At 66.3% G+C, this 24,261-nt stretch carries 23 protein-coding genes and 1 tRNA gene; 15 read left to right on the top strand and 9 right to left on the bottom strand.

The genetic code is table 11. The features are described from left to right. Nucleotides 1–43: 43 nt before the first annotated feature. From ACQY9P_RS00265 to ACQY9P_RS00205, 13 genes are all read left to right on the top strand, one after another. Entirely contained in the window at nt 44–619 is a 576-nt protein-coding gene (locus ACQY9P_RS00265) for an RNA polymerase sigma factor (protein WP_421737250.1), read from the top strand. After that, a complete protein-coding gene (locus ACQY9P_RS00260) occupies nt 573–1,604 on the top strand; it encodes a FecR family protein (protein WP_421737251.1) in 1,032 nt (343 codons plus the stop codon). Before ACQY9P_RS00265 ends, ACQY9P_RS00260 begins: the two co-directional genes overlap by 47 nt. 121 nt (nt 1,605–1,725) lie before the next feature. Continuing rightward, entirely contained in the window at nt 1,726–3,210 is a 1,485-nt protein-coding gene (locus ACQY9P_RS00255) for an amidohydrolase (RefSeq protein WP_421737252.1), read from the top strand. Nucleotides 3,211–3,303: 93 nt separating this feature from the next. After that, nucleotides 3,304–3,516 (top strand): hypothetical protein, encoded by a 213-nt coding sequence (locus ACQY9P_RS00250; protein WP_421737253.1) that lies wholly within the window; start codon nt 3,304–3,306, stop codon nt 3,514–3,516. A gap of 146 nt (nt 3,517–3,662) precedes the next feature. Beyond that, a complete protein-coding gene (locus tag ACQY9P_RS00245; RefSeq protein WP_421737254.1) occupies nt 3,663–5,351 on the top strand; it encodes a class I adenylate-forming enzyme family protein in 1,689 nt (562 codons plus the stop codon). Nucleotides 5,352–5,475: 124 nt separating this feature from the next. Then, complete coding sequence (locus ACQY9P_RS00240) at nt 5,476–6,423, top strand: winged helix-turn-helix transcriptional regulator (RefSeq protein ID WP_421737255.1); 948 nt, start codon at nt 5,476–5,478, stop codon at nt 6,421–6,423. A 74-nt stretch (nt 6,424–6,497) separates the two neighbouring features. Then, nucleotides 6,498–7,559 (top strand): hypothetical protein, encoded by a 1,062-nt coding sequence (locus tag ACQY9P_RS00235; protein ID WP_421737256.1) that lies wholly within the window; start codon nt 6,498–6,500, stop codon nt 7,557–7,559. An 83-nt stretch (nt 7,560–7,642) separates the two neighbouring features. Next, nucleotides 7,643–8,563 carry an SDR family NAD(P)-dependent oxidoreductase gene (locus ACQY9P_RS00230; RefSeq protein ID WP_421737257.1) on the top strand — a complete coding sequence of 307 codons (921 nt, stop codon included), beginning with the start codon at nt 7,643–7,645 and terminating at the stop codon, nt 8,561–8,563. 56 nt (nt 8,564–8,619) lie between these two features. After that, complete coding sequence (locus tag ACQY9P_RS00225; protein ID WP_421737258.1) at nt 8,620–9,840, top strand: acetyl-CoA acetyltransferase; 1,221 nt, start codon at nt 8,620–8,622, stop codon at nt 9,838–9,840. Between the two features lie 2 nt (nt 9,841–9,842). Next, a complete protein-coding gene (locus ACQY9P_RS00220; protein ID WP_421737259.1) occupies nt 9,843–11,636 on the top strand; it encodes an AMP-binding protein in 1,794 nt (597 codons plus the stop codon). Between the two features lie 66 nt (nt 11,637–11,702). Beyond that, nucleotides 11,703–12,512 (top strand): DUF1295 domain-containing protein, encoded by an 810-nt coding sequence (locus ACQY9P_RS00215; RefSeq protein ID WP_421737260.1) that lies wholly within the window; start codon nt 11,703–11,705, stop codon nt 12,510–12,512. Between the two features lie 2 nt (nt 12,513–12,514). Continuing rightward, the gene (locus ACQY9P_RS00210; protein WP_421737261.1) at nt 12,515–13,432 is read left to right on the top strand and encodes an NAD(P)H-dependent flavin oxidoreductase; all 918 of its coding nucleotides are present in this window, start codon (nt 12,515–12,517) and stop codon (nt 13,430–13,432) included. Between the two features lie 79 nt (nt 13,433–13,511). Further along, nucleotides 13,512–14,468, top strand: coding sequence for a winged helix-turn-helix transcriptional regulator (locus ACQY9P_RS00205; RefSeq protein WP_421737262.1), 957 nt, complete (start codon nt 13,512–13,514; stop codon nt 14,466–14,468). 23 nt (nt 14,469–14,491) lie between these two features. Here ACQY9P_RS00205 and ACQY9P_RS00200 read toward each other — a convergent pair whose 3' ends face one another. The 3 genes from ACQY9P_RS00200 to ACQY9P_RS00190 all read right to left on the bottom strand — a co-directional run bounded on the left by ACQY9P_RS00200 (nt 14,492) and on the right by ACQY9P_RS00190 (nt 17,796). Then, nucleotides 14,492–15,010, bottom strand: a complete 519-nt coding sequence (locus tag ACQY9P_RS00200) for a nuclear transport factor 2 family protein (RefSeq protein ID WP_421737263.1) — start codon at nt 15,008–15,010, stop codon at nt 14,492–14,494. Further along, nucleotides 15,007–15,417: a nuclear transport factor 2 family protein gene (locus ACQY9P_RS00195; protein ID WP_421737264.1), complete on the bottom strand. Its 411-nt coding sequence runs from the start codon at nt 15,415–15,417 to the stop codon at nt 15,007–15,009. Before ACQY9P_RS00195 ends, ACQY9P_RS00200 begins: the two co-directional genes overlap by 4 nt. A gap of 84 nt (nt 15,418–15,501) precedes the next feature. Next, nucleotides 15,502–17,796, bottom strand: a complete 2,295-nt coding sequence (locus ACQY9P_RS00190; protein ID WP_421737265.1) for a TonB-dependent receptor — start codon at nt 17,794–17,796, stop codon at nt 15,502–15,504. A 472-nt stretch (nt 17,797–18,268) separates the two neighbouring features. Here ACQY9P_RS00190 and ACQY9P_RS00185 point away from each other — a divergent pair, with 472 nt between their 5' ends. Next, nucleotides 18,269–18,685 (top strand): nuclear transport factor 2 family protein, encoded by a 417-nt coding sequence (locus tag ACQY9P_RS00185; protein WP_421737266.1) that lies wholly within the window; start codon nt 18,269–18,271, stop codon nt 18,683–18,685. A gap of 47 nt (nt 18,686–18,732) precedes the next feature. On the opposite strand, the gene ACQY9P_RS00180 is transcribed toward ACQY9P_RS00185, so the two are convergent. Genes ACQY9P_RS00180 through ACQY9P_RS00170 form a run of 3 tightly spaced genes read right to left on the bottom strand, consistent with a single transcriptional unit; the run spans nt 18,733 to nt 21,400 of the window. Continuing rightward, nucleotides 18,733–19,119, bottom strand: a complete 387-nt coding sequence (locus ACQY9P_RS00180; protein ID WP_421737267.1) for a nuclear transport factor 2 family protein — start codon at nt 19,117–19,119, stop codon at nt 18,733–18,735. A gap of 12 nt (nt 19,120–19,131) precedes the next feature. Then, complete coding sequence (locus ACQY9P_RS00175; protein WP_421737268.1) at nt 19,132–19,890, bottom strand: SDR family oxidoreductase; 759 nt, start codon at nt 19,888–19,890, stop codon at nt 19,132–19,134. Nucleotides 19,891–19,921: 31 nt separating this feature from the next. Continuing rightward, nucleotides 19,922–21,400: a carotenoid oxygenase family protein gene (locus tag ACQY9P_RS00170; RefSeq protein ID WP_421737269.1), complete on the bottom strand. Its 1,479-nt coding sequence runs from the start codon at nt 21,398–21,400 to the stop codon at nt 19,922–19,924. Between the two features lie 157 nt (nt 21,401–21,557). Here ACQY9P_RS00170 and ACQY9P_RS00165 point away from each other — a divergent pair, with 157 nt between their 5' ends. Then, the gene (locus tag ACQY9P_RS00165; protein ID WP_421737270.1) at nt 21,558–22,022 is read left to right on the top strand and encodes a nuclear transport factor 2 family protein; all 465 of its coding nucleotides are present in this window, start codon (nt 21,558–21,560) and stop codon (nt 22,020–22,022) included. A 3-nt stretch (nt 22,023–22,025) separates the two neighbouring features. On the opposite strand, the gene ACQY9P_RS00160 is transcribed toward ACQY9P_RS00165, so the two are convergent. The 3 genes from ACQY9P_RS00160 to ACQY9P_RS00150 form a co-directional block, all read right to left on the bottom strand. Next, entirely contained in the window at nt 22,026–23,234 is a 1,209-nt protein-coding gene (locus ACQY9P_RS00160; protein WP_421737271.1) for an acetyl-CoA C-acyltransferase, read from the bottom strand. Nucleotides 23,235–23,357: 123 nt separating this feature from the next. Next, nucleotides 23,358–23,432: transfer RNA gene (locus tag ACQY9P_RS00155), tRNA-Val, on the bottom strand. Nucleotides 23,433–23,502: 70 nt separating this feature from the next. Continuing rightward, complete coding sequence (locus ACQY9P_RS00150; protein ID WP_421737272.1) at nt 23,503–24,216, bottom strand: HAD-IA family hydrolase; 714 nt, start codon at nt 24,214–24,216, stop codon at nt 23,503–23,505. Nucleotides 24,217–24,261 lie beyond the last annotated feature (45 nt).

Below are 24,261 nucleotides of genomic sequence, written 5' to 3'. Positions count from 1 at the left end.
AATCGCGCCGTCACCTCGCCGTCATTGAAGTTGGGGCGGATGAATGATGCGGATCGGCAAGGTGGCGACGCCTTCGGAGGGCGCGGAGGCCCTCATGGAGAGCGGCGCGCGCTTCACGCCGGCCCTTCGGGCCTTCTTCTCGCGCCGGGCGCACCAGAACGACGTCGAGGACCTCGTTCAGGAGGTGCTTCTCCGCATCCAGAAGCGCAACCCCGCGCCGATCGTGAACAATGTCGAAGGCTATCTGTTCGAGGTCGCGGCCAATGTGCTGATCGATCGCGGGCGCCGCGACCGCTCGCGCCGCCGGTCTGATCACTGCGAATTTCAGGAAATTCATCACCCCGTTGATGAACTGTCGCCGGAACGCGTCTTACAAGGACGGGAACAGATGGCGCGCGCCATGGCGGCGCTCAACGAGTTGCCGGAACGGACACGGCGGGTTTTCATCCTCGTGCGCTTCGAGGAGATGAGCTACAAGCTCGTCGCCCAGCGCCTGGGTGTCTCCGTCAGCGCTGTCGAGAAACATGTGATGAAGGCGCTGCGTCACTTGCACCAGCGCCTGCGGGACCAGGATGACGTCGACCACGCCGGGCAACGAGATACACGACGACCCGGATAGCGCCGCAGCCTCCTGGTTCGCGAGGCTTCAGGGCGATGATGTCCTGGCGGACGACCGCCGGGCCTTTGAGCGTTGGCTCAACGCCGACTCCCGCAATGTCGATGCCTGGGATCGAACGAGGGCTACCTGGGACGATCTGACCTTGCTGGAGGCAGATCCAGGTTTCGCGGCTCTGCGCGCCGACGCCCTGGGCGTCACCAGCGCCGCCTCCTTCCGCCCAATCAGCCGCCGCGCCGTCGGAGCCTTGGCGGCTGGCGGCGTGATCGCCGCGGCCATGGGCGTGATCTTCGGCCGTCGGTGGTTGGCGACTCCCAGTTCCCCGCCCGCCCCAAGCACCGAGGATCCGGTCTTCACGACCGCCGTTGGCGAACAGTCCACCTTCCGTCTGGCCGATAGTTCCGTCGTCACCCTCAGCACAGACTCGGCGGTGCGGGTCGATCATTGGACGACCGAGCGTCGGCTGACGCTGCTGCGGGGGCAGGCCTTCTTCCAGGTGGCCAAGGACCCCTCGCGTCCGTTCGTGGTGGCGGCGGGCGACAAGCGCGTGACCGCCGTGGGTACGGCTTTCGATGTGCGGATGGAGCCTGGCAAGCTGTCGGTCACCCTGGTCGAGGGACGCGTGCGTATCGCCGGGCCGTCTCCCGGCGGTGATCGCATGATCGAGATGGCCGCCGGCTCGCGGTTCGTCGCCGCCGACACCGCCGAATGGGTGGTCGCCGCGGTCGACACGGCCAAGGAATCCAGCTGGCTGCAGGGACGCCTCGTCTTCGACGGCGAGCCGTTGTCCGACGTGGTTGACGAGATGAACCGGTTTTCCCAACGCAAGCTGTGGATCGCCGATCCGCGCGTGGGCGCGACGCCGGTCAGCGGCGTCTTCAAGACGGGCCAGGTCGACGCCTTTGTGGCCGCGCTCCGCACCTATGGTCTGGCCGATGTCGGCCATGCCGACGACAAGCAGGTCGAACTGATCCGCCCTCGCGGTTAGCGCGCCATGACAGCGTGATGATTTTTCAGCACACCCTGGGTGAGGTGGCGACCGGCCCGTGCGTCTTACAAGGAGCGCCGGCCTTCGGCGCCGCCTTTCGATCACCCGGGAAACCGTCTCCATGAAGCTTATGCCCTTGAAGCTCGCCCTGCTGTCCGCCGCCATGGCGACGGGTGTTCTCGCAACCCAGGTCTACGCCGCGCCGCTGAAGGACGCCGATCGCACCCAGATCCTGAAGGCCGTCGATGCCGACGCGCCGCAAATCCAGGACGCGGCGATGAAGATCTGGGGCTTCGCCGAGGTCGGGTATCAGGAGGTCAAGAGCACGGCCGTGCTGCAGGATCAGCTCAAGGCCGCCGGCTTCGAGGTGAAGTCGGGCGTGGCCGGCATGCCGACGGCGTTCATGGCCAGCTACAAGAACGGCGACGGGCCGGTGATCGCCATCCTGGCCGAGTTCGACGCCCTGCCGGGTCTGGCCCAGACGGCTGATCCCGTGAAGACCGGCATTCCCGGTCAGATCGCCGGCCACGGCTGCGGTCACAACCTGTTTGGCGCGGCTTCGGTCGGCGCGGCCGTCTCGCTGAAGGCGTGGATGGTCAAGAACAACATCAAGGGCGAACTGCGCGTCTATGGCTCGCCCGCCGAAGAGGGCGGTTCGGGCAAGGTCTATCTGGTGCGCGAAGGCCTGTTCAAGGACGTCGATGTCACGCTGCACTGGCACCCGGCCAACGAGAATTCGGCGGTCCAGGGCGTCTCGATGGCCAATATCAGCGGCAAGTTCCGCTTCTACGGCGTTTCCGCCCACGCCGCCGCCGCGCCCGAGAAGGGGCGCTCGGCTCTGGACGGCGTCGAGGTGATGGACGTCGCCGCCAACTTCCTGCGCGAGCATGTGCCGGACAAGACCCGCATCCACTACGTGATCACCGGCGGCGGCACGGCCCCGAACGTCGTGCCGGCCTTCGCCGAAGTCTATTACTACGTTCGTCATCCCGATCCGGCGGTGGTCAAGGACGTCTGGGCGCGACTGGAAAAGGCCTCGCAGGGCGCGGCCTTGGCGACCGGCACCACGGTCAAGACCGAGATCACGGGCGGCGTCTACGCCCTGTTGCCCAATGACACCCTGGGCCGGGTGATGGACGCCAATCTCCGCAAGGTCGGCGGCATCGCGTGGACCCCCGAGGAGCAGGCCTTCGCCAGGAAGATGCAGGAATCCCTGCCGGGCGCGCCGTCGATCGACACCGTCAAGACCGTCACCCCCTACAAGATCGAGATGGAAGGCGGCGGCGGCTCGACCGACGTGTCCGACATCAGCTGGGTCACCCCCACCGTCGGCCTGGGCACCGCGACCTTTGTTCCGGGTTCGGCCGGTCACAGCTGGCAGAACGTGGCGGCGGCGGGCTCGTCCATCGGCGTCAAGGGCGCGGTCAACGCCGCCAAGACCCTGGCGCTTACCGGCGCGGACCTGTTCTCCAACCCCGACACCATCAAGAAGGCCAAGGCCGAGCTTGACCAGCGCCGGGGCCCCAACTTCGCCTACAAGGCCATGCTGGGCGACCGCCCGCCGGCCCTCGACTACCGCAAGCCCAGCGCAGGCGGCCAGCAATAGCGATCGCTTCCCCCGGCGATCGCTAGCGACCGGCGCCCACCTCCCCCCGCGGCGCCGGTCGCCCCATTCTCACCCCAAACCCTGGAGGCTCTCTTGGCCGAAGCCGTCACCATCCCCCGGGAACGTTTTGAACTGCTGAAGCGGGCGCTGCCCGCCGTGACCCGCGAGCATCTGTTCAGCGTCTATGGCATCAGCGAAACCACATGGAGCAAGCTGCGCAAGGGCGAGCCGATCAAGCTCGCCACATGGCAGCGTATCCAGAAGCGTTATGAACGCCTGGGCGAGGCCTTGGCCGCCGCGGCCTGATGCCGGTTTCGACGCGAAGGGTCTCCCGCCAAGATCGGATGGTCCTCGCCTCGCGATAACTTGCATTACGATACTGACTATGCCAACTCTGTGACCAGGGCGCGGCCAACGCGCCGCTGACATCATGTCCTGAGGAGGAGGCGCGCTTGTATCCCAGTCCGCCCGAACGCGTCGCAGAGTACCGCCGCAAGGGCTGGTGGCGGGGCGAGACGATCGATGCGCTCTTCCGCCGCGCCGTGGCCGCTCGTCCAAACGCTGAAGCGCTCGTGGACGCCGCAAACCGTCAGGCGCTTGTTGGAACAACGCCCCAAAGACTGACCTATGAGCAGGTCGACGCCCGGGTCGACGCCATGGCTCACGTCTTCGCCGCGCTGGGCGTTGGCCGAGGCGATGTGGTGGCGACTCAGCTGCCCAATGTTGTCGAAGGCGTTCTGGCCTTCCTGGCCTGCGCTCGCATGGGGGCGATCTTCAGCCCCGTGGCCATGGCCTATCGCAGCCATGAACTGCGCCAGATCCTGCCCAGCGTGGAGCCCAAGGTCTATCTGACCGTCGGGGCCTTCCATGGCTGCGACCACGCCGCGATGGTGACCGAGTTGAAGGGCGCCGGGGTGACGGCGGCCGAGATCGTGAGCCTGGGCGATGCGGCGCCTGCCGGAGTCCATGGTCTTGAGCCGCTCATGGCGAAGGTTTCATCAGGTCCCTTTCCGACACCCGTCGATCTCGACGCGGCCGAGGCCCTGACCATCTGCTGGACCTCCGGCACCGAGGCCGCGCCGAAGGGCGTTCCACGCCACCACGATCACTGGGTGATCAACGGCGAGGCCCTAGTCGAGGCCGCCGGCATCCAGATCGGCGATACGATCCTCAACCCGTTCCCGCTGATCAACATCGCCGCCATCGGCGGCATGGTGATGACCTGGCTGATCGCTCAGGGTCGGCTGGTGCAGCATCATCCGTTCGATCTGCCGCTGTTCCTGGCCCAGATGCAGGACGAGGGCGTGGCCTATACGGTGGCCCCGCCGACCGTGCTGAACATGCTGCTGCAGAACGAGGCCCTGCTGTCCAAGGCCGACCTGTCCAGGCTGCGCTGCCTCGGCTCGGGATCCGCGCCTCTGGCGCCCTGGATGGTCAAGGGCTGGCAGGATCGCTACGGCGTCACGGTGATGAACGTGTTTGGCTCCAACGAGGGGACCTCGCTGTTCTCGACCGGCGAGGCCATTCCCGATCCTGACCAGCGGGCCCGGTTCTTTCCGCGCTTCGGCGCAAAGGGCGTGGACTGGCCGGCGGCGTTTCCGGCCAAGATCCAGACCCGCCTGGTCAATCCCGACACCGGCGAGGAGATCACCACGATCGGGGTCGAAGGCGAACTGCGTATCGCCGGAGCCATGACCTTCGACGGCTATTGGAAGGCTCCGGAGCTGTCACGGCTGGCCTTCGACGATCAGGGCTACTTCTGCACGGGCGACCTGTTCGAGATCGCGCCGGAAGGGGGTGGGCGCTACTACCGCTTCGTCGGGCGTCGCAAGGAGATCATCATTCGGGGCGGGCTCAACATCTCGCCGGCCGAGATCGACGTGCTGATCGAGAGCCACCCCAAGGTCCGCGAGGGCAGCTGCGCGGCCTATCCCGACGAGCGACTGGGCGAGCGGGTCTGCGCGGTCGTGGCCCTGCGTCCGGATCAGGACCTGACGCTTGAAGAGCTGAACGCGCACCTCAAGGCGCATGACATCGCGACCTTCAAGTTGCCTGAGAAGCTCCGCATCGTCCCGGCTCTGCCCCGAAATCCACTGGGCAAGGTGCTGCGGCGCGATTTGGCGGACGTGGCGGCCAGCTGACCTTAAGTAGACGTTTTGTCCGCCGGCGGAACGGAGACGTGGAAAGCGACTTGCATAGGCGCACCCATTCCGCGACTCTTGAGAGGGCTCGATATCGCCGGGCCTGACAGAGCCGATCCGACCGATGAACGCCCCGAAATTCATCCGCACCTGCTCGATCTGGCGGGCGCTGGAGGTGGTGGGTGACGCCTCAGTCCTGCTGATCCTGGAATCGTCCTGGATCGGCGCGCGCCGGTTCGATGAGTTTCGCGCGCGCACCGGGCTGTTGCAGACCCTGCTCAGCGACCGATTGAAGCGACTGGTCGCCGCCGATGTTCTGGAGAAGGTGCTCTATAGCGAGGCGCCCCCGCGCTACGAGTATCGCATGACCCGCAAGGGGCGCGATCTCTACTGGCCGGCCCTGATGATGCTGCGCTGGGAGCGGCGCTGGGGCGCGGCGGAAGGCAAGCTGCGGCTCCGACTGCGTCATCGCACGTGCGGACAGGTCTTTGAGCCCGTGCCGACCTGCCTGAAATGCGGCGAAGAGATCAGCGCGCGTGACGTCGACTGGACCGAAGGGCCGGGCGTCGGCTGGATGGCCGCGCGCTACAGCCGCCGACGCCAGCAGCGCAACGCGGTCGATAGCGGCTCTGGCCTGATGGTCGATGTCGCCCAGATCACGGGCGACCGCTGGGCCAGTCTGGTGCTGCGCTCGATCTTCACCGGCCTGCGGCGGTTCGATGAGATCCACCGCGACACGGCCATCGCCACCAACATCCTGTCCGAGCGGCTGTCGTGGCTGACCGCGCGGGGCGTGATCCGCGCCCATGACCTGGGTGGCCGGCGATCCGAGTATCGCCTGACCGAGAAGGGCATCGACTACTACCCCGTCCTGCTGATGCTGCTGCGCTGGGGCGACAAATATTACGTCTCGCCCGAGGGGCCGCCATTGCTGCTGCGACACAAGGCCGACGGGCACGATCTGGAACCGGCCGTCACCTGCTCGTGCTGCAGCCAGCCGGTCGAGGCCCATGATGTGACCTTCGAGGTGATCGAGGCCGACGCATCGGCGGCGCCCGAACCTGTCGCCTGACGGCGAACCGAGCATTCAGTCACTTTCATAACGATACTATGTGCGCTAGGAGTCTCTCGAAGCGGGGAGAGGCCATGAAGTATCGCGTCATCCAGTGGGCCACGGGCGCCATGGGCAAGACCTGCCTGCGGGCGGTGATCGACCACCCGGCGATGGAGCTGGTCGGGCTCTATGTCTATGGCGAGGCGAAGGCGGGGAAAGACGCGGGCGATATCGCGCGCCGTCCTCCCACCGGCGTGATCGCCACCCGCGACATCGACGAGATCCTGAACCTCGACGCCGACGTGGTGATCCACTGCGCCCGTCTGGCGCCGCCCTATGGCTCGCACGACGCCGAGATCCTCAAGCTGCTGGCGGCGGGCAAGAACGTCATCAGCATCAATGGCTACAGCCGGCCCCGGCACTGGACCGGACAGCGCCGCGAAGCGCTCGAAGCGGCCTGCGTCGCCGGCGGAACCACCCTGATGGCGGCGGGACTGAATCCGGGTTTCGCCGCCGAGCAACTGGCGGTGGTGGCCACGGGGGTCTGTTCCGAGCTCGACCGGATCGAGGTGGTGGAGAGCGTCGACTGTCGCGCCGTGCGCAATCCCGACTACGTCTTCAAGATCCTCGGCTTTGGCGGCGATCCCGCCGCGGTGAACGCCAATGATCCCGACTGGGGGCCGGCTTCGTCTCTTAACGGCATGTACACAGAGGTGCTGTCGGCCATGGCCGAGCACCTGAACCTGCCGCTTGAACGGGTCGACACCGACCATCGGGTCTTCCCGGCGTCCGAGGACCTAGTCATCGCGGCCGGCCCGATCTCGCGAGGCAGGATCAGCCATGTGAACTGGCGCTGGGTCGGCTTTGTCGCGGGCGCGCCGATGCTGGCCATGTCGATCCATTGGTACATGGAGACCGCCCATCTGGAGAGCGCCGAGCCGCCGCTATGGCGTATCCGGATCGAGGGGCAGCCCGGGGTCAGGCTGTCGGTCGACATGGACAAGCGGCCGGGTGATCCCACCCCGACCTCCGCCGAGCAGTTGGGCGTCGCCGGGACGGTGATCAACGCGATACCGATCGTTTGCGCCGCCCCGCCAGGGCTGATGACCCGACCGCTGGCGACGCCATTTCGCGGAGATTTGGTGGTCGGCTGACCAGCAAAGGACGCGCGCTCGCGCCTTGTCGCTTGCATAACGATACGATCTATGGATGATCCAGATAGGCAGGGAGAAAGCGGATGTCCGACACAGGCCGGGATGACGCGGAGAGCGCGCGGGACATGCGCGATCGCGTGGTGATCGTGACGGGCGCCGGCAAGGGTCTGGGTCGCGCCTATGCGCTGGATCTGGCGGCGCGCGGCGCGCGTGTGGTGGTCAACAATCGCTGGGCCGATCGAAGCCAGCCCAGCAGCGCGGAAGCTGTCGTCGCCGAGATCCGCGCCCTGGGCGGCGAGGCCGTGGCCAATCTCGATCCCGCCGAGGAGCCCGAGACCGGCGCGGCGCTGGTGGCCCAGGCGCTGGAGGCGTTCGGACAGCTGGACGCCGTGGTGTCCAACGCCGGCGTACCCGAGACGCTCCGCCTGCACCGGCAGACCAGCGAGGGCTTTCGCCGGGTCTTCGACATCAATTTCTTCGGCGCTTTCCATCTGGTTCACGCGGCCTGGCCCGTGCTGTCGGCGGCGCCGGCCGGTCGGGTCGTGGTCAGCGCCTCGTCTGCCGGGCTGCATGGCGGCGATGGCATGGCGGCCTATGCCTCGTCCAAGGCGGCGCTCATTGGCTTGGTTCGGGGCCTGGCGGTCGAGGGACGGCCGCGCAACCTGCTGATCAACGCTATCGCGCCCTATGCGGTGACCGCCATGACCGCTCAGCATCTGGCGCCCAGTCTGGCCGAGCGGATGGATCCGGCCGCTGTGGCCCCCCTGGTCTCCTGGCTGGCCAGCGAGGCGTGCGACGTCTCCGGTCAAACCCTGGTTTCGGGGGGAGGGCGCGTGCGGGTCGCGACCGCCGTGGAAGGCCCGCCCGTCGTGCTTCGCGAGGGTCACATCGGCGCGGCGGTTCGGACCGCGATGAGCGCCGATCCGCGCGAGCCGTACGAAGATGCTCACCAAGCCTTCGCGGCCTTCATGGACGGCAGACCGGCCTTGGCCGCTTCCAATTAGCTTGTATAATAAGACTGACATTCGGAGAGGCCGGTAACGGCCCGGGCGAGGAAACCATGACCTACATTATCGGTGGCTGGCAGAGCGACTTCGCCAACAACTGGGCCCGGCAGGGCATGGAGTTCGCCGACGCCTTCTCGGAGGTGGTCGGCGAGGGCCTCAACGCCGTGGGGCTCGAGGCCCGGGACGTGGAGACCGGTCACGTCGGCAATTTCGTGGGTGACCTGTTCGCCGGTCAGGGCCTGCTGGGCGGCTTCTTCGGCCTGGTGCATCCCGATTTCGACGGCCTGCCCACCGCGCGCCACGAAGCGGCCTGCGCCTCGGGCAGCGTGGCGATCCTGGCCGCGTCGGCCGAGATCGAGGCCGGCCGCTATGACTTGGCCTGCGTCGTTGGGCTGGAGCAGATGCGCAATGTCAGCGGCCAGCAGGCGGCCGAGAACCTGGGCGCCGCCGCCTGGGCGGGGCACGAATTCCAGGACGCCAAGTTCGTCTGGCCGCGCGCCTTTTCGGATCTGGCCGAGGAGTATGATCGCCGCTACGGCCTGAAGTACGAACACCTGATGCGCATCGCCGAGATCAACTTCGCCAACGGCAAGCGCAATCCCAACGCCCAGACCCGGCAGTGGGCGTTCAACGAGCGCAGCTTCACCGCCGACGACGAAGCCAATCCGGTGGTCGAGGGGCGCACGCGCAAGCAGGACTGCGGTCAGGTGACCGACGGCGCGGCCGTGGTGTTCCTGGCTTCCGAAAAGCGCGCCGCTGAATATGCCGCCAAGCATGGGATCCCGCTGGAAAGCCTGCCGCGCATAAAGGGGTGGGGGCACCGTTCGGCGCCGATCTCCTATGCCGCCAAGATCCGGGCCAGCGAGGGGGCCGAGTACGTCTTTCCCCAGGTGCGGCGGGCCATCGAGGACGCTCGCGCGCGGGCCGGGGTCGGCGACCTGTCGCAGATCGACGTCGTCGAGACGCACGACTGCTTCACCACCACCGAATACATGGCCATCGACCATCTGGGCCTGACCGCGCCAGGTGAATCCTGGAAGGCGATCGAGGACGGCTCCATCGAGATGGGCGGGCGACTGCCGATCAATCCTTCTGGCGGCCTGATCGGCCTGGGCCACCCCGTGGGCGCCACTGGCGTGCGCATGGCGCTGGACGCCTTCAAGCAGGTGACCGGCCAGGCCGGCGACTATCAGGTCGAGGGCGCCAAGACCTGCCAGACCCTGAACATCGGCGGATCGACGACCACCACGGTCAGCCTGATCGTGGGCGTCTGATCATGGCCGACGACGCCTCCGTCAAGATCACCCCGCCGCCGTTTCGCGAGGCGCATCTTCTGCCGGTGGATCTCGACATCGAGCGTCGCGCCGACGGGACCATCCTGATTACCTCAAAGGTGCCGCTAAGGGCCTATGAGACCAATATCCCGGCGGCCTTCGCCCGGCGTGCGATCGAGTCCGGCGACAATCCGGCGCTCGGCCAGCGCGGGCCGGACGGCGAGTGGAAGTTCACCTCGTTCGCCCAGTTGAAGCGCGACATGGACGCGGCGACCCAGTGGCTGATGGATCAGCCCACGGCGGGGCCGGTGCTGATCCTGGCGGGGAACACGCCGGCTTTCGCGGTGATCAGCTTCGCCGCCCAGGCCTCCGGGCGCGCGGCGTGCCCGGTGAGCGTCACCTATGCGGCCCTGGGTGGAGACTATGGCCGTCTGGCCCATGTGATCGCCAAGGTGAAGCCCGCCGTGGTGTTCGCCGAGGACAGCGCCATGGCCTCTGGCGCGCTGGCGGCGCTCGATCTGGGCGACGCCAGGATCATCACCACCGATCCGTCCCGCGTGTCCAAGCCCGCGACCGCCTATTCCGAGGTTCTGGCCACCGTCGCGACGCCTCGGGTCGCCCAGTCGATCGAGAGCCTGAAGCCCCATGATCGGGCGGCCCTGATGCTGACCTCCGGCTCGACCGGCCTACCCAAGGTGGTTCCGATCACCTTCGACAACCTGGCCGCCAACAGCGCCCAGTGCCAGCAAACCATCGGCGAGGCCGCGGGCTGGCATGAGGCCATGCTGGACTGGCTGCCCTGGCACCATGCCGCCGGCGCCTTCGTGCTGCGGACCACGCTGCTGGAGGGCGGCACACTGTATATCGACGATGGCAAGCCCGCGCCGGGCCTGTTCGAGGCGTCGATCAGGAACCTGCGCGAGATTTCCGTCAGCTATTTCAACAATGTGCCGCTCGGCTACACCATGCTGGTGGACGCGCTCGAGAAGGACCCCGTCCTGCGGGCGACCTTCTTCAAGAAGATGCGTCTGATGCTGTATGGCGGCGCGGGCCTGTCCCAGACGGTTCACGATCGCCTGCAGGCCGCCGCCGTCGCCGAGACCGGCCATCGGATCATGATGACCAGCGGCTACGGCATGACCGAGACCGTCTCGGCCTTCATGGTCATACACTTCGAGACCGACAAGGTCGGTATCGGCCTGCCGGCGCCAGGAACGACCGTGAAGCTCTCGCCGGTCGGCGAACGCTACGAGGTTCGCGCCAAGGGCCCCAATGTCACCACCGGTTATCTGGACGAGCCTGAGAAGACGGCTGAGGCCTTCGACGAGGAAGGCTTCTATCGCACGGGCGACCTTGCGGTGTTTCACGATCCCGAAGACCCAACCCAGGGTCTGGCCTTCGCCGGCCGCGCGGCCGAGGAGTTCAAGCTCTCCAGCGGCACATGGGTGTATGGCGGCGGCTTGCGCGACGGCCTGCTGAAGGCCCTGTCGCCGCTGGTCACCGACCTGGTGCTCTGCGACGACGGCCGGCCCTATCTGGGGGTGATGCTGTGGGCCAGGCCAGACGCCGACCCGGCCGATATCGGCAAGCGCCTTGCGGTCTTCAACGCCGGACAGAGCGGGGGTTCCGCGCGGGTGCGGCGGGCCTTGCTGCTGACCGATCTGCCAAGCGCCAATGCGCACGAGATTTCCGACAAGGGCACCATCAACCGCCGCGCGGTCATCGACCGGCGCGCCGACCAGGTGGAGCGCCTGTTCGCCGACGCGCCGGACGCTGGCGTGATGGTGCTGGGTTAGGTCCCGGACGCTGCACGAAAAACATGGCCCGCCCGCTCGAAGCGGCCGTCGGGCAGGGGGAGAAGAATGCCTGATTTCATCGTGGTGCTGGCGATCAACGCCGGCGTGATCCTGGCGCTGTTCGTTGTGGCCTGGGCGATCTGCTGGGCGATGCGCGATTGCACGCCGGTCGACAGTCTGTGGGGGCTGGGCATGGGCCTGGTCTCGATCGCGACCTATGTCCAGACGGGCGGCGGCACGCCCCGCAGGATGGCGCTGACGGCGATCTGCGTGGCCTGGGCGCTGCGACTGGGCGGCTACATGCTGTGGCGCTGGCGCGACCATGGGCCCGACGGCCGCTATGTGCGGATGCTTGACAAGGCCAAGGCCGAGCGCGGCTGGAACTATGGCTACGCGTCGTTCCGGCTGGTGTTCATGATGCAGATGCCGATGCTGTGGCTGGTCTGCCTGCCGGTTCAGCTGGGGCAGATCTCGGCCGAACCGCTGAAGCTCGGCGTGGTCGGTCTGGCCGGCGGAGCGCTGGCCATCTTCGGCCTGATCTTCGAGACCCTCGCGGATTTCCAGCTTGTTCGGTTCAAGAAGAATCCGGTCAATGAAGGCCAGGTGATGGACAAGGGGCTGTGGCGCTATACCCGCCATCCCAACTATTTCGGTGACGCCTGCGTCTGGTTTGGCCTTTGGCTGCTCGCCGCCGAAACCACCCTGGGGCTGGTCTCGATCGTCGGTCCGGCCTTCCTCCTGTTCACCCTGACCAAGTGGAGCGGCGTGCCGACCGTCGAGGGCCGGATGCGTCGTCGCAAGCCGGGCTATGAGGAATATATCCGCCGCACCTCGGGCTTCTTCCCGCTGCCGCCCAAGCCGCCGAAGGCGGGCTGAGCATGAGCCTTCCCCCGCACATTCTTGACCGGCTGCGGCTGCCGGCCATCGCCGCGCCGATGTTCCTGGTCTCGGGCGTCGACATGGTGCTGGCCGCCTGCAAGGGCGGGATCATCGGATCCTTCCCGGCCAACAACGCTCGCACGCTGGAGGATCTCGACGCCTGGATGGGCCAGATCGTGTCCACCCTGCCGGCCGACGCGCCGCCTTGGGCGATCAACCTGATGGTCCATCGCTCCTACGCCCGCTGGGAGGAGGAGCTGGACCTTGTGCTCAAGCACAAGCCGCCGATCGTCATCACGGCCCTGGGCAGCCCGGTGCAGGTGGTCGAGGCGATCCATTCCTACGGCGGTCTGGTCTATGCCGACGTGAACTCGCTGACCTATGCCCAGAAGGCCGCCAGGACTGGCGTCGACGGCCTGATCCTGGTCGCGGCCGGCGCAGGCGGCCACACGGGCCAGATCGCCGGCTTCGCCTTTGCGCCGGCCGTGCGCGAGGTGTTTGACGGGACCATCGTGCTGGGCGGCGGCATCGGCACGGGCCGCGCCGTCCGCGCCGCGCGGATGCTGGGCGCGGACCTGGCCTATCTGGGCACCCGCCTGATCGCCTGCGCCGAGAGCCTAGCCGTTCCCGGCTATAAGCAGATGCTGATCGGGGCCAATGCCGAGGACATCGTCACCTCGGCCGCCCTGACCGGCATCCCGGCCAATTGGCTGAAGGCGAGCCTTGTCGCCGCCGGCTACGACGCCGAGGGCATGAAGGGGAAGGCCGAGATCAGTCTGGGTCGACCGGAAGACAACGCCAGGCGCTGGAAGGATGTCTGGTCGGCCGGGCAGGGCGCCGGGGAGGTTCGCGCCATTGAGCCCCTGGGGCAGATCATCGACGACCTGGTCAGAGACTACGACGCGGCGGCGGTTTAGCGGCGTTCGGCGCCTCCGGGCCTTGACAAGACAGGTGGGCGCCCGAAGGGTCCCGGCCGCTTTCGATGCTTGAGGTGACATGGCCGAAACCCGCCCAATCGACGCCCCTGGTCCGGAACCGGTCACCCAGCTCGTCCAGGCCAATTCCTCCACGCGCGCGCTCAATATCCTGGGCGATCGCTGGACGCTGATGATCCTGTATCTGGCCTTCCAGCGCGTGCATCGGTTCGAGGAGTTCCAGGGACGGATCGGTCTGGCGCGCAGCCTGCTGATCGATCGGCTGCGACGCCTGACCAAGGCGGGCATCTTCGAGAAGGTGCGCTATCAGGAGCGTCCGGCCCGCGAGGAATATCACCTCACCGAGATGGGCCTCGACCTCTACAACGTCGCCCTGACGATCATCCGGTGGGAGAAGCGCTGGTTCTACGACCCCGCCAATCCCGCTCACCACCTCAAGCACAGCTGCGGCAAGGTCTTCACGCCCGAGTTCCGCTGCGGGCACTGCGGTGAGCTGGTCAGCCCGCGCGATGTCTATGTGCGCGATGGACCGGGTGTCGGGGTCGAGCCTTCGCCGCCGCCGAGGGCGCAGCGCCGCTCGATCGTGCCGGTCGACAGCCTCAACCATGGCAATCCGATGCTGGATCGCGCCTTCCAGGTGCTGGGCGACCGCTGGACCAGCCACGTGATCGCCTCGGCCTTCCTGGGACGTCGCCGCTTCAACGACATCCAGAACGCCTTGGGCGTCGCGCCCAACATCCTGTCGGATCGGCTGTCACGGCTTGTGGAGCTGGGGGTGCTGCGCAAGGTGCTCTATCAGGAGCGACCTGAACGTTGGGAATATCGACTGACCGACGAGGGGCGCGATCTCTATCCGCTGATCGCCGAGCTCAATCACTGGGGCGACCGCTGGTTGGCCACCGAGCAGGGGCCGCCGCTGATCACCTATCACCGCACCTGTGGCCACGTTCTGGAGCCCAAGCTGACCTGCGACCAGTGCGGTGAGGTCGCCACGGTGTTCAACGTCACCCCGGCCTGACGGGCCGGGGCTTTCGTTTTTGGCTATTGGGCGACGGGGCGGGAGATCAGGGCCTGCTGCTCGGCCGTGATCGGCTGGCCGGCCTTCATGGCGGCGCTGAGCCGACCGTCGAAATATTCGCGCCACTCGCTGACCAGGGCGCCCCGGAACTGCAGCACGCCGGCATAGGGGATGGCGACGTGTTCGCCGGTGGTCAGCCAGAACTCGTCAACGCCCTCGATGAACAGGCGATCGGCGTTCTCGGCATGGTCGAAGATCCGCCACTTGTTGGTCTTGATGACCTTGGCCATGGCCTGCAGGGTCGTGCGCATGGCGGACTTGCCGCGGATCGCCGGGTTGAGGCCGCTGGAATTGTGCCAGACGATGTCGTCGGTGAGGTGGACGAGCACGCCCTCGACGTCCTGGTGATGCCAGGCTTCGATAATGGCCATCTGGACGGCGTAGAGGGGCGGCATCGGCTTTTCCTGGGATAGGGCGGGGGAGGCGGCCAGCGCACCGGCGGCGGCGATCAGCAGAGTGCGGCGATCAAGGGGCGGGCTCACGAGGCGACCGCGCGATCGAGGAGGCCCTTGACCTGGGTGGAGAGGGGCTGGCCCGCCTTCTGCTCGGCGATGACGCCCATATCGACGTAGTCGCGCCAGCCGATGATCAGGTCGCCGTCAAATTCCAGAACACCGGCATAGGGCGCCGCGACGCGATGGCCATTGGCGGTGGTGTAGTCGTCGACGCCTTCGATGAACAACCGGTCGCCCGACTCCGCGTGGGCGAAGATGCGCCATTCGATGCCGTGCATATCGGCCTGGAAGCGTTCGAGAAGCTTATGGGCGGCGGCCTTGCCGCGAACGGGCGGGTGGGCGGCGGCGGCGTAGTGCCAGACGATGTCGTCGTGCATGTGGGCCAGAACGCCGTCGATGTCCTTGGCCTGCCAGGCCGAGATGACCTGGCGCAAGATTGCGTAGCAACGCCCCAAAGGCCTGCTCCCTTACTCAAACAAAAGATGGCCGGACGGCGAACCGCCCGGCCAGTACGAGGTTTAGAACGCGGCGGAGACTTCGAAGCCGAAGGTGCGGGGAGCGCCGAACGACGACATCTCTTCCTGGAAGAAGGCGATGATGTTGGTCCGATAGACTTCGTCGGTGAGGTTCTTGCCGAAGGCCGAGACCGTCCAGGACTTGTCGGGTGAGGTCAGGGTGATCCGACCGTCAAGCGTCCCGTAGGCCTTTTCCCAGGTCGTGTTTTCCGGGGCCCAGGGCATCTTGCCCTGCCAGCGATAGCTGAGGCGGGCCGACAGGGCGTCGTCCCAAGAGCCGACGCTGGTGGTCACTTCGGCCCCGATCGCGCCCTGATACTTGGGTGTGCGCTGCATCAGGTGGCCGGAATTGTTGACGCCGGCGAAGACGAACTCGTCATAGGTGGCATCGACATAGCTGCCGCTGGCCCAGCCGTGGAACCAGTGGTTGGGAGCCCATTGCAGATCGCTTTCCACGCCCTTGATGGTGGCGCCCGGCGCGTTGCTGATCACGTTGCAGAGGCACGAGGCCAGGGTCTGCTGGACCTGGAGGTCGGTGTATTTCATGTAGAACACGGCGGTGTTGGACCGCACCGTGCGGTCGAACAGCTCGGTCTTGAAGCCGGCTTCGTAGTTCTTCACCGACTCCGGATTGTAGGGCGTGGCCGCCGCGAAGGCGTTGGAGGCGTTGCCCTGGAAGCCGCCGCCCTTGAACCCGACGGACGCGGTCGCATAGACCATGTTGGTGTCATTGGGCGTCCAACGCAGCGTGGCTTGCGGCGTCAGCTTGGTCCAGCTCTCGTTGTAGGGCGTGAAGAAGTTGGTGGTCAGCGGCGTCAGCGGCGCGGTGTCGTTCGGGTTCAGCCGGTCGCCGGTGGCGACGATGATGCCGCGCTGCGTGCCGCCCTTCTGGTCCTTGGTGTAGCGCGCGCCGACTTCGAACTTCAGCGTATCGGTGATCTTGTAGCCAAGCTGGGCGAAGATGGCCTTGTCTTCGTTGCGGCCGTAATCGTCCCAGTGCGACTCGCCCGACAGAGTCGGCAGCACGGTCGATTCACCCCAGAAGCGATTATATTGGTGGACCTTGCTCTTCTGGTAATAGGCGCCGACGATCCAATCCAGGCGGCTGTCGGAGTCGGTGGAGGTCAGTCGCACTTCTTCCGAGAACTGACGGACGCCCTCGATGAAGTTGACGGGCTCGGCGAACAGCAGGGCGCCGGCGACATTGTAGCCGTTTGCCGGGCCAAGGCCGGTCTGGTCGTAGAGGGTGTAGGACTGGTTGTTGCGATAGCCGGTGATGCTCGAGAACCGGATGGTCGGCGTCACGTCCTTCTCGACCTTGCCAATGATGTCATAGGTCTTGTGTTCGGCGCGCTGCGGCGACGGCGCGGCGTCGCCCTTGAACTGCGGCCAGATCGGCAGGCTTTCGCGGATTGACAGTTTACGCCCGAGCTTGGCTTCGATCAGGCTGCGGGTCGAGGACCACGGCGTGAAGCTGGCCGGCAGGGTGGTGCTCTTCAGGCCCACCCGGTTGACGCCGTCATTGCTGTCCTTGGCGTAGTCGACATTCAGGCTGGCGCGCAGGTCGGAGTTTTCCGGCCTGTAGGCGACCTGGGCGCGCATCTGGACGGAGTCGAGGTTCTCGACATCGACATTGTGCAGGATGTCGTGCGCGTAGCCGCCGCGATGGATGGTCTGGAACGAGAAGCGGCCGGCCAGGGTGTTGGTCAGCGCACCGGTGAAATAGCCCTGGGTCTGGCGCAGGTCATAGTTGCCCAGGCTGACGGTGAACTTGCCCGACCGATCAAAGTTCGGCGCATTGCTGATGATGTTGACCGCGCCGCCGGCGACGTTCTTGCCCAGCAGGACGCCCTGCGGACCCCGAACGACCTCGATCCGCGAGACGTCGTAGAACGACGAGTTCAGATTGCCCGAGCGGCTGACATAGACGTCATCCACGAAGGTCGACACCGACTGGTCGGAGGTGGGGGAGCTGAGGCGGGTGTTGACCACGCCCCGGATGTTGATTTCGTTCGACTGCGGCGAGTTGGCCGTGAACGAGATGCCGGTCATGTTGTGGCCGAGGTCTTCCAGCGTCAGAACGCGATCCTTGGCCAGATTGGTCCCCGAGACCGCCGAGATCGAGATCGGCGTCGTCTGAACGTTCTCTTCGCGCTTTTGCGCGGTCACGATCAGCACTTCCAGGCTGGTGCTCTGCTCTTGCGGAGCGGGCGTCGGGGTCGGCGCCGCCAGCGCCGGCACGGCCATCGACATCCCGGCGAGCAGGGCGATGGCGGATGTGGTGTGTTGCAGTTTCACGTGTTTCTCTCCCCCGGACCCTTGCAGCGACGTGGGTCGCCAGGGTCCTTGTTGTTTTTCCGCGCGAGGCGGAAATCCTGTGATCGGGGGTGCGGCGTACCCGGGGATTCAGTCCGAAGGCGTCGTGATCAAGTGATCAACGGCAACTTGCATAACAGTGGCGAAATCGGCTCGCGCGGCACTGAGGTGCGAGCCCGCCGGCTGCGGACTTTCCTGGTTACGACTTTCCCCCACGCTATTTTTGGCTTGTCTACGCTTTAGAAGGATAGGTTTGTTTTTATCATCTCGTCAAGCAAGTCACTGGTTTAGGCCTTTGGCGTGTCACCCCTGAACGGGGCGTCGCGTCCTGAGAGCGCGGCGTGGCCTCGCGTCTCGAGAAAAGAGTTGTCAGCAATAGGTATTGTTATGCAAGTTAATTTTCGGGGTTGGACCGCGGCGTGTGGCCGGGGCGGCCCCTGGGAGGAATGAGATCATGTCGGCGACACTATCGACCGAGCAGATGATCGCGGCGGGCCGTGAGATGGCCGAGGCCTGGCGCGTGATGGACTGGCGCAAGGTCGCGGACATGTTCGCGGCCGACGGCGTGCTGCATTCGATGATGGTTGAGCCCATCGTTGGGCGCGAGGCGGTCTACAAGCGGGTCGCGGGCCTGGGCGATGGGCTGGAGTCGATCACGTTGAACATCCACCACATGGGGGTGATCGACGGGATCCTTTACATGGAACGCACCGACGAGTTCGTGATCCGCGGCAAGGCGGGCTCCGCGCCGGTCGTCGGCGTACTGGAATTCGAAGGCCCGCTGATCAAGGTCTGGCGGGAATATTACGATCGGGCCCACCTGCTGAAGGCCATGGGTCTGGCCGAGGATTTCGACGGCAAGACCCGCTAGGCGAAATCAATCCGGACGCCGTCCGAAACGGCGTCCCGGACTGGTCTTTAGCGCCCGAAGGCGCGCAGCTTTCCGGCCTGGGCGGAGTCCAGGTATTCGTCCAGGCGGGTGATGACACCGTTCTCGACCTTCACGACCACGCAGGCGTCCATGCCCCACGGGCTGCCGTCGGGCAGGGTGGCTTCCAGCACGTGCTGTTGCATGAAGCCGTCTGGCAGGGCCTCGCGCCGGGTAACCCGATAGTTGCGGTCGGGCAGGGTTTTGATGAACCAGTCCAGGACCTTCATGTTCTGGTCGACGGTCTGCTCGATGCCGTCGGTATTGTGCCAGAGCTTGGCGTCGGGCGCGTAGCAGGCGCGCACCGTGTCGGTGTCGCCGCTCTGGATCGCGCCCACGAAGCGTTCGGCGAAGTCGAGATAATATTGAGGGGTCATCGGGGTTCTCGGTTATCGGCCGGTGGTGACGCGCTCGCCCGACAGCGAGCGGCGCATCTGCAGTTCAAGGCCCTTGGGGTCGCGGGCCAGGTTGGCGCGAACGTCCACGGCCATGAAATCGGTATCGACTTCGTCGGCCCCGCGGCGGATGGCCTTGAGGGCCGCCTCGGCGATCGTGGCGGGAGTCTCCTTGAAGCCCTCGACATGGCTAGCCATGCGGGTGTCGACCGATCCGACGATCAGGGCCGTGACGCTGGTGTTCTGCGGCGCCAGTTCGGCGCGGACGCAGGTGCTCATGGCGCGGCCGGCGAATTTGGAGGGGCTATAGCCGCCCATGCCCGGCACGGCGACGATGCCGCCGGCCGACAGTACGTTGGCGATGGCGCTCTGCTTGTGCCGGGCCAGGATCGGCGCGAAGGCCCGACACATGGCCAGCGGTCCGAAATAGTTGACCTCCATCTCGGCGCGAGCGTTCGACAGGTCCGGCGCGCCCATCAGGGTCTGCATCGAGAAGAGGCCGGCGTTGTTGACCAGGATGCTGACGTCCTGGCACTGGGCGGCGGCGGCCTCGATCTGTTCGGGTTTGCTGACGTCCAGCGCGATGGCGACGACGCGGCCCGCGCCCTCGTCGACCAGGTGCTGCGCGTTCGCCACATCGCGACTGGCCACATACACCTTGGCCGCGCCCGCCCCGAGGAAGGCGCGCACGAAGGCTTCGCCGATTCCTCGGTTGCCGCCCGTGACCAGGGCGACGCTATCCTTGATTTCCATCCCGAATGTTCTTCTTTTTGAGGTTCGATGGTCAGGCGGCGATGAAGCCGTTGCGGATGAATTCGCGATCGGCCCAGACGCTGTGGGTGCCGCTGGAAATCTTGTGCGGCAGGGCGATGCGCACCACCGGTCCATCGGAGAAGCGCTTGCAATCGACCAGGATGCACTCGGATGTCTGGGTGTTCTCGTCGATGATGAAGCTGACCAGATAGCCGTCGTCTTCGTCCTTGGCGTTGATGCGCGGCACGAAGGGCGACTCGCTGGCGTAGCGGCCCTCGGACAGCTTCAGTTCCCATGACTCGCCGGTCTGCAGGTCGTGCTTGACGTAGCCGTTGAACAGGAACCAGCCGGGCTTGGTGGTGGTGCTGTAGGCGTAACGATAGGGCTTGCCGGCGTAGCGCTGGTTGAACATCCCGAATTCCAGGATGCGATCGTCCAGGTGCTTTTCCTGCGTCTCGCCGGTCTTCAGGTTGAAGCGCCAGCGGTGCAGCTTGGGCTTGAACGAGTGCTCGTCCAGGAAGCCCATCATGTGGCCGTGGCCGTCCGGCGCGTCGGCCAGCGGGCGGGGCGTGGGCTCTTCCTGGAAGTACCCGTCCATGACGATTTCGTCGCCGTCCTCATAGGCGTTGAGGAAGTGCAGGATATAGGTCGGGTCGGCCTCGAACCACTTGATGTCCTTGGTCTCGCCATGGCGCGGAATGACCGCGAAGCGTGACGGGATGCCTTCGTGTTCGCGCACCGCGTGGATGTTGCGCTTCAGCAGTTCCGCGTCCCAGAACACCGGCAGGTCGTTGAGGATCGAGTAGTTGGCGGTGAAGGCCATGTCGTGCGGCAGGCGTGGGCCGGGCAGGGGCACGGGCACGTAGTTGGTCAGCTTTCCGTGCCGATCGACGACGCCATAGTGCATGTAGGGCGCGTACTTCGAGTAGTTGAAGAACAGCAGTTCGCCGGTCGCCTCGTCGACCTTGGTGTGGGCCGAGACGCCGTCCAGCGGTCCCCAGCTGGCCACGCCGCCCTGTTCCAGGGTTTCGGGATCCAGCCAATAGGCCTCGCCGCACTGGTAGAAGGTCGAGACGATCTTGCCGCCGTGAACCACCACGTCGGTGGAGGAAGCATCCTTCATGCCGCCATGGGCGCCGAACCCGGGACGCAGCGACACGCCAGGACCATCCATCAACCCGCCCCACAGCGCCTGGCCGGCTTCCTGCTCGGCTTCGAAGCCGCGCGTGCGGACGAAACGGTTGCGATAGTTGGCCTTGCCGTCCTTGAAGCTGATCATGTGCAGCATGCCGTCCCCGTCGAACGGGTGGTAGCGTCCGAGCGGCTGCTGCACCGGGTTCTCGGAGTTGCGGACATAGAGGCCATCGATGTCATCGGGAATCTTGCCCTCGATGACGTCCAGGTCCGTGGCGTCGACCTCAGCGTGCTGAGGAGTCCATGCGCCGGTCAGATAGGGGTGGTTGCTGGGCCGCAGCGAGGTCTTCACAGGCGGCAGGCGCTCCATCTTCATGCGGGCTCTCCAAGTCTGATCGCGGCCGCCAAGAGGACCGCCCTTGAATTCAGCCTAGCAGCATGGTCTTGTTGTGCAAGTGACTGGTTGAGGTCGCGACATGAATTGTTGCGCGGGTCAGGTCGCGGCGGTCCCGGCAGAGGACCAGGAGGAAACGATGAAGCGGATTTTCGGTTTGGCGGCCATGGTCCTGACGCTGGCCATGACGGCGGCGGCGCCGGCCCGGGCTGCGGATACAGACGCCAGCAGGCTGGCGGTGGCGCGCGAGATGATCACGGCCTGGAAGGTCGCCGATTGGCGCAAGGTCGCCGACCTGTTCGCTGAAAACGGTTCCCTGCGATCGATGATGATCGAGCCGGTGGTGGGGCGCGCCGCGATCTATGATCGCATCGCCGCCCTGGGCAAGGGCGCGCCCGATGGCGTGACGCTCGACGTCGCCCACATGGGCGTCATCGACGGTCTGGTGTTCATCGAGCGCGTCGACCGCTTCGTCTACAATGGTCACGCGGGATCGACGCCGGTCGTCGGCGTGCTGGATATCCGCGACGGCAAGGTTCAGGAGTGGCGCGAATATTATGACCGCGCCTCCCTGCTCAAGGAAATGGGTGTGACGGCGAAGTAGCCGTCAGGACACCCGTTCGATCACCATCGCCGCACCGACGCCGACGCCTCCGGTCGCCACGACAAGACCAATGTCGGCGTCGAGTTGCGTCAGGTCGTCCAGCAGGGTTGTGGTCAGCACGGCGCCCGTCGCGCCCATCGGATGACCCATGGCCAGGTGGCCGCCATTGGGATTGACCTTGGACATGTCCGGACCGAAGTCGCGCTCGAACAGCACCGGGACGACCGCGAAGGCTTCCATGAATTCCACGGCGCCGACCTGATCGAGGGCCAGCCCCGCCCGGTCCAGGGCGCGGGTCATGGCCTTGAAGCCCGCCGTCAGCTGCATGACACGGTCATCGGCGCTTTCCGCGACCGAACGGATCCGGGCCAGGGGTGTCAGGCCCAGGCGTTCCCCGGCCGCCTTGCTGCCCACAAGCACCAGCGAAGCCCCGTCGGCGATCGGCGGGCAGTGGGCGACCGAATGCAGGTGCTCGATCTTGCCGACGGCTGGCCGGTGCGTTTGCAGGATCTCATCGAATCCCTGGGCTCCCGGTTCGGCGAACACGGGCGGCAGCCGCGTCAGCGCGGCGCCGTCGCCAAAGTCGCGGATGTTCTCGTCGTGGGCCAGAACCACGTCGCCATCGGCTTTCGTGACAGGAATGACCCGGCCGGCGTAGCGTCCCTCGCGCCAGGCCAGGGCGGCCCGCTGGTGAGACCGCAGCACCGCCGCGTCCATCGCCGGTCGGTCGATGCCTTCCCGCGTGGCCAGCAGGTCCGCCGCCACGCCCACCGGCGCCCAGCCCATCGAGGAGGCCAGCGTCATGTCCGTATAGTAGTCGGCCGTGTCGGCCAGGAAGGTGACCTGAGACATGCTCTCGGCCCCGCCGGCCAGGGCCAGATCGACTTGGCCGGACGCCACCCGACGGGCGGCGTCGGCGATGGCGCTGAGCCCCGAGACGCAGAAATTGTTGATCGTCAGGCACGGCAGGTCGTCGGGCAGGCCGGCCTGGATCCGCGCGGCCAGAGCCACGTGTCCGCCCTGAACGCCCACCTGGGTGACGCAGCCTAGGGTAAGGTGCTCGATCGCGGAGATGGCGTCCGGGCCGTTGCGACGCTCGAGGGCGCGCACCAGTTGCGCGACCAGCTGGGCGGGAGTCACCTCGGCGAGCGATCCGCCGGCCCGTCCCTTGCCGCGTGGCGTTCTCACGGCGTCATAGATGTAGACAGACATGGAAACTCTCCGCCCGGATCAGGGTCGCTAGGATTACCTAAGTCTTTTAAACGAAGTTACTGCGCCGAGGGAAGCGTGATGCCGCCCGGGATTTCGCGAACGCGTTTAAAGGCGATGGGGGAATGGTGGTCGCGACAGGGATTGAACCTGTGACATCCTGCGTGTGAAGCAGGCGCTCTCCCGCTGAGCTACGCGACCTAACCGTTTCGGGCGGTTCCGAAGAACCTTTCTCGCCGGGTCGAAAGACCGATCCGCGAGAGGGACGGGCCTATAGCCCGGTGTTTGGCCGGGGGCAAGAGGTCAAGAGGTCGATACAGGCCTTTGGCACATCCAAAAAGCTGTGGATGACCAGATCGCCGCCCAGGGTCTCGACGGGGTCCTCGGTGTAGCCGAAGCTGACCAGCAGGGCAGGGACCTTGGCGCGCACGGCCACCAGGGCGTCGTTGATGCTGTCGCCGACCATCACCGCGCGCCGCGGATCGCCGCCCACGGCCTGGATCGCGGTCAGCACGTGAACCGGGTCGGGCTTGGCGGCCGGCGAGCGATCCGCGCCGATCACGGCGTCAAAGGCGCTCAGCAGGTCAAGCGCGTCGAGCAGGGCGACCGACAGGTTGGTCAGCTTGTTGGTGCAGACTACCAGCCGGGCGCCGGCGGTGCGCAGGTGGGCGAGCGTCTCGACCACACCAGGAAAGGGCGCGCTCTCCTGAGCGATGCGATCGAGATAGACGGCGATGAAGCGCTCGACCAGTTTCGGCGCCGTCAGGGCGTCCAACGGCTGGCCCGCGGCGGCGAAGCCGCGCTCCAGCAGGGCGCGGGCGCCGCGTCCGACCATCAGGCGAACCTCGTCGAAGGGGAGGGCGGGGAAGCCCTCTTCGGCGAGAATCATGTTCAGCGCCCCGACAAGGTCCGGCGCGGTGTCGACGAGGGTTCCGTCGAGATCGAAGGCGATCGTGGCGCCGTTCAGGGCTTGAAGGTCATGCATTGATCTGGCCTTTCGGCTAAACGGCCGGCTAATGCAACGCTGGTC

The organism is Caulobacter sp., assembly GCF_965279145.1.
In the GTDB taxonomy this organism is placed as follows: domain Bacteria; phylum Pseudomonadota; class Alphaproteobacteria; order Caulobacterales; family Caulobacteraceae; genus Caulobacter.
This window is presented reverse-complemented; position numbering and strand designations above follow the sequence as displayed.